At 48.0% G+C, this 5123-nt stretch carries 4 protein-coding genes; 1 reads left to right on the top strand and 3 read right to left on the bottom strand.

Going from position 1 to position 5123, the window contains the following annotated elements:
- The first annotated feature begins 693 nt into the window (after nt 1-693).
- The gene (locus BG32_RS13625) at nt 694-2511 is read left to right on the top strand and encodes an Ig-like domain-containing protein (RefSeq protein WP_121526986.1); all 1818 of its coding nucleotides are present in this window, start codon (nt 694-696) and stop codon (nt 2509-2511) included.
- 50 nt (nt 2512-2561) lie between these two features.
- Here BG32_RS13625 and BG32_RS13620 read toward each other — a convergent pair whose 3' ends face one another.
- The 3 genes from BG32_RS13620 to BG32_RS13610 all read right to left on the bottom strand — a co-directional run.
- The gene (locus tag BG32_RS13620; protein WP_121526985.1) at nt 2562-3275 is read right to left on the bottom strand and encodes a hypothetical protein; all 714 of its coding nucleotides are present in this window, start codon (nt 3273-3275) and stop codon (nt 2562-2564) included.
- A 55-nt stretch (nt 3276-3330) separates the two neighbouring features.
- Nucleotides 3331-4617 (bottom strand): amidohydrolase family protein, encoded by a 1287-nt coding sequence (locus BG32_RS13615; protein WP_121526984.1) that lies wholly within the window; start codon nt 4615-4617, stop codon nt 3331-3333.
- A gap of 1 nt (nt 4618) precedes the next feature.
- The coding region (locus BG32_RS13610; protein ID WP_121526983.1) for an ATP-grasp domain-containing protein at nt 4619-5123 on the bottom strand (505 nt) is incomplete at its 5' end.

Here is a 5123-nt window from a genome sequence, read left to right as displayed (position 1 = left end):
CTTGAGGGAGGAGGGCCACGTAGTGGCGGAGGGTGTCTTTGAAGGAAGAACCGGGTCTAGGGTTGTAGGGCGTAGGATCTCGCAAGAGAGAAAAGCGGTTCTTAGTCTTGACGCTACCTGTCCATATTCTTAGTTCTTAGTTAAAAATCGAGAGAATAAGTGAGATGGCGGGACTGAAGAGACGCGAGAATTTTAGCTGATTCTGGAACTAAGGAACAGAACGATAGATCTCCAGAGAAGATTATGTAGGTAATGATGAGCAGTAATGAGGAGCGATGGTGAGAATCGAAGCCCGATTATCTGATCGCTGCAGATTGTCAGTTCCGTCATTTTTCTCAATTTGCAACATATCTTCATTCATGTATCCACAATTTTTCGATCTCTTTGTTCGAAAATCTAGCCTTAGAGACCATTATGTTAGATGAACAGCCCATTTACGAATCCCCGAATCGGAAAGCAATGGTCCACAGTGTGAAGATTTTATTCCTCAATTATTTCATCACCAGATTATTCGTCAAAATTACAGGCATAGAGATATCTAAAATCCTCATTAGAAATAATCGCATCTCCTTTTCTTAATCGGTGAGTCTTTGGCCGGAAAGATGATTTATTCCTTTCGAGAAATAGACTGTGAAGAGAGAATGAAGTCTTCCGTAAACCCTAAGAACGGCCAAATTCGGGGAGGTGTTATAGATGGTAATGAAAAGGAACCGTCTTGTACTGCTTTCAAGTATCTTGTTCATTCTCTTACTTACCGCATGTCCTCGCAATCCGGAAAACAACGACCCTGTATGGAACTTGCCGATAGGAGACAGAAGCGTGGAAGAAACGGAAACTCTCGAAATAACTCTCTCCGACCACGTGTCCGACCCCGACGGCAACTCTCTAAGTTTCTCTTTATCGGGCAAAGGAAGTATTTCCGCGGGAGGGGTTTACTCATACTCCCCGGGAATAGGCGAAGCCTCTACGGATTTCGAAGAGTCGGCAGTCTATGCCGTCACAATCACTGCAAATGACGGGAAGGGGGGAACGGCAAGCGAGAACTTCAACGTGACCGTAACACCGGCAAACGATCCCCCGGTCTGGTTGACTGTTCCCGACAAGACAGTACAGGAGGGTTCCACTCTTACGATACTTCTAACGACTTACGCCAGCGATCCCGACGGGGATGCTCTTGCCTTCGATATACCCGAAGGGCCGGGAGAAATCGGCGGCAACAACTACGAATACACTCCTTCCTATGAAGAATCCGCAATGAATTTTGAAGAGGCTGCAGTGTATAACGTAAAACTCAGGGCGATTGATTCGAAAGGCGCAACTGCAACGACGAGTTTCCAGGTGACCGTGACTAACAAGAACAGAGTTCCGGAGCTCTCTATACCCTCTCCGCAATATGTCACCGCCGGAAAGACTCTCGCGCTCGATGTGGCACTCTTCGCGTACGATCCCGACGGAGATGCGATCTCTTTTTCAAAGGTAGCAGGTGTCGGCTCAGTAACCGGTAGTACGTTTACTTACTCTCCTGCACTGAGCGATTCGGGCTCAAGAAACGCGACCATCAGGGCAAACGATGGAAACGGAGGGGTAACCGATCAGACTGTCGAGATAAATATCAACGCGAGCCACATCAATAATCCTCCCAACGTCCCCGGGAAACCCTTGCCGGCAAACAATGCAATGACACAGCCTGCCGCTTTGACCCTAACGTGGTTTGGAGGAGATCCAGACGGCGATCCGGTCACGTACGACGTATACTTCGGTCTCTCTCCTGCGGCGCTGAGCTTTAAAACAAATACAAACACCAGAACATATTCGACCGGCTCTCTCAACAGCTCTACTTATTATTACTGGCAGATAGTGGCGAAGGACAACAAGGGAGCCTCAACGACCGGACCGGTATGGCGTTTCCGCACTGCACCGACGCAAGCCTTTGCCGAGACTTTCGAATCATATTCTGCAGGTTCAATCGTCGGCTCATTTGGACCGTGGTATTACCAGGAGTACGGCAGCGTTACAAACCCCATAATCACAGAGATCGCCGGCCATGGAAAGGTAATCGCTTTCTACGGCGGGAACGGTTACAGCGTCGTATACACTCCAAAGGTAGATCCATTCAAACTAGGCTATCTGGAATACGATGTCAGACTAGCCTCAACATCGATTCCAAGGTGGGGCTGGATCGGTCCTAACAACTCGCTAGCGTATACAGGAATAGGCTATCTTGATGGAAAGAGAGCCATCGTCTGCTGGACACAAGAGGGCGGCTCCTATCACTCGGAAAGAGTAATGGATATTGGTCCGGGAATCTGGTATAGAGTCAAAGTGGTCTTCAATATGTCAACGGGTGGCGCGGCAGTATATGTAGATGGGACGTTCAAGAGGAGTTTTTCTTTCACACCGGTTCCCTCTGGAACAAATGGGGTCAGAATGTCCACCAGTAATTACAACTATTCGTACGTCATGTTCGACAACATCAGCTTGTGGGTCACAGATACCGGTTACGTGCCGTAAACCGTGGGGGGTTTCATACAATCAGTCGTCATGTTCGAAAGTAGACTCTGTCATGTCTGAAGAAGGTGTTCTTCTCTCAAGAGAGAGAGATAGTTTTTAAAGAGATCTCTCGAGTAGTTCACAATGTCGAATGGACTTCTGCTCCTCCATAATCTGGTTGCCAGGACGGGATATCGTTCTGGTAACTTTCTAAACTTGAAACTCTCCTGCAGCCCTTCGAAGTAGTCATGGTTAACGTGAGTACAGTTCAGAAGGCAAAGAGCGGTTTTCATTTCTAGCAGGGTCTCTATCACTGCGCAGTAAATATCCTCGTATCTCTTCCTTGCGATGCAGGAGAAGATTCTCCCGCACGACTCGAATACGAGCTCCGAGAGATTCTCCTTCAAAGCCCTCCTGAACTTCACTTCAGGAACACGGCAAGCGAGATCATAATACTGCTCGGGCTTCGATGCATCGCCCTCCAGTACGACAAGGTTCTTTACGAGTCCAGCATAGAATGGCCATTCAACTCCCGGTTCCTCGAGTATTCCGCAGAGTTTCTTTTCAGTTATCGAATTTGTAGTGATCGGGACCAAGCCTTCCAGAAAGGCTTTCTTGGGAACCTCTTCCCTTGTTATCATAAGCATTTCTAGGTCGGACCAGTGAGTATCGGTCCCTCTTGAGGTGGAACCATACAGGCAGAAGCAAATCAGATTATCCTTCATCTCTCTCGAAAGCCTCCCGGAAATCTCCAGAGCCAGGTTGTACCTCTCCTCATGTGTCAAGTGATCTCCACCTTCTTATTCTCCAAAACCGTCCTCTCTGAGATTTCTTCACAGATCATAGACTGTTAAGGAGGATTTCTTTCGGATTGTCATGGAGAAGCCGTTCCGCGATTCTTACCGCCTGTGAAACAGTAAGAATTCTATCTCCTATCTTCTCCGCAAGAACCCGGGCGATGTTTTCTCTCGCGATCTTTAAATGTCCGTAGATCGCGTCAACGATTGCATAGTCCCCGCCAAAACCGGATATCTTGTTGAACGGCACCGAGTCCAGAAAATTGCTCAAAGCGTTCCGTGCAGAAACAGGCGATATGATGTGAGACCAGCACATGTCGATGAAGACGTTTGGATAGGTCTTGGCAAGGGCCGCAGTCACTCCCCAGTAAGGATATCCTATGTGAAAGAGATCAAATTTCACGCGCGGATATTTTGAAAAGAGATTTTCCAGTAGTTCGGGATTAGAATTGCTCAGTATTCCACGATTGCCTTCGAGAAGCCCGGTGTGAAACTGAATGAAAATACCCCGTTCATTTGCCGCTGAAAGTATGTGATGCATCACATAATCCTGCACTATTTCGGGAATCAAGAGGTCTCTGTTACGATCGGGACTTCTTCTTCCCCTTTCTTCAAGAGCCTTACGAAACGCAGTTGCAGCATCGTCTAGACTTACTTCTTCGAATCTAATCGGCCTGTGATAGGCCAGAACGCTCTTCAGACCGACGATGCCGTTCGAAATATTCTCGTCTAACTCCAATTCGAAGACCTCGAGCCAGTCTTTGAGCGATCTGATTTCTACGGCATAGGTCTCCTCCAGCCAACCAACTATATCGAATTCCGGAGGCATAGGAATTATGTAGTTTTGTGGCTGCCAGACCCTTCTGAAAAGGCTCCTGTCACACTCGAATCGGCCGGTCCATGGATCAATTATCGCGAGTTCTATGTTACATAAATCCTTCAGGATCTCTTTCAAGTGTCCCGGTCTGTTTGCCTCCCCGAACTTCTTTCCTAGCTCCTCTATTGTTGAACCCCTTATTCCGTCGATCCCGTATATCTCTCTTACCGAATCATCGAGCGCCCTGCCGTAACCGGTGTGCCTGCAGAACTCCCAGTAATCTTCAATTAGCTTCCATCGGTGGACGAGATCTCTCTCGCTATCTCTAGCTATCGCCAGAACCTCCGGGTCGAGCCCCGAAGAGATCAGGTCGGAGCTCATATAGTGTATGAGAAACTCTTGAAGAACATCGTCGCGCCCCTGGAGCAAATCTTCCGATTGGACCAGGTGTTCATGTGTGTCGATCACCGGGATCTGCCTTGTGTTATCTAGGATCTCTTCATATTCTTCCATCTCATTCCCCGAGTCCGTATCTACGGATTGCTGAAGCGACGATCCTCTTAATGAGATCTTCGTAGCTCCACCCTCTGGTCTCGGCCATCTTAACGATATCGGAGTAGTCCGGAACAAGGAGAGGAAGGGAATTGACCTCCAGGAAGTAGATATTACCTTCGTCGTCGATCTTCAAATCGATACGACAATAGTCCTTTAGATCGAGCACCTGGAAGACTCTCATCGAAAACTCGCTTACAACCTTTTCCTCTCTCCGCGAGATCTTCGCGGGACAGATGTAATTCGTCTCGTCACCGTGGAACTGTTTCACCCTGTAGGAATAGAAGGTTTCAAGGTGATCTGGCAGTGACGAGAAATCTATCTCCATGATTGGAAGAACTTCATTGCCAACAATCCCAACTGTGAACTCCCTTCCTTCAATGAATCTCTCGACGAGAGCGGCCTGTTCAAATCTCTCGTGAATACGTGAAACCGCTTTCTGCATGTCATCAACGCTTTCCACAACC

This window comes from Mesotoga sp. HF07.pep.5.2.highcov (assembly GCF_003666285.1).
Classification (GTDB): domain Bacteria; phylum Thermotogota; class Thermotogae; order Petrotogales; family Kosmotogaceae; genus Mesotoga; species Mesotoga prima.
Note: the sequence above shows the minus strand (reverse complement) of the source record. Positions and strands in the feature narration are given on the sequence as shown.

What these genes read in the sequence shown, in the direction of transcription:
- BG32_RS13625 (WP_121526986.1), top strand. Translation starts at nt 694, where the DNA reads ATGGTAATGAAAAGGAACCGTCTTGTACTGCTTTCAAGTATCTTGTTC.
- BG32_RS13615 (WP_121526984.1), bottom strand. Translation starts at nt 4,617, where the DNA reads ATGGAAGAATATGAAGAGATCCTAGATAACACAAGGCAGATCCCGGTG.